Source organism: Microbacterium sp. ZXX196 (assembly GCF_009709595.1).
GTDB lineage: Bacteria > Actinomycetota > Actinomycetes > Actinomycetales > Microbacteriaceae > Microbacterium > Microbacterium excoecariae.
The window spans coordinates 1-248 of sequence record NZ_WMEE01000414.1 but is presented as its reverse complement, the minus strand read 5'-3'; the positions used below and the strand labels follow the sequence as shown (position 1 = coordinate 248).

At 71.0% G+C, this 248-nt stretch carries 1 protein-coding gene; it reads right to left on the bottom strand.

All coding sequences use genetic code 11. From position 1 onward, the window contains the following. The coding region (locus GJQ66_RS13520; protein ID WP_268866101.1) for a tripartite tricarboxylate transporter substrate-binding protein at positions 1 to 248 on the bottom strand (248 nt) is incomplete at both ends.

The following is a 248-nucleotide window of genomic DNA, read 5'->3' as shown; positions in this document are numbered from 1 at the left end:
GCAATCGGCTTGAAGTCGGCCATGGCGTCGAAGGGCGCCCGCATCAGCATGTTGAGCACGACGTGGCCGGAGATCGTGAGGTAGACCGTGTAGCCGTCGGCGGGCGAGCCCAGCACGAGCTGGGCGGCCATGATGCCGTTGGCGCCGGGCCGCGGATCGATCAGCCAGGGCTGGCCAAGCTCGCGCTGCATGACATCGGAGACCGCGCGGCCCGCTACGTCGAGCAGGCCGCCCACCGGGCCCGGCAG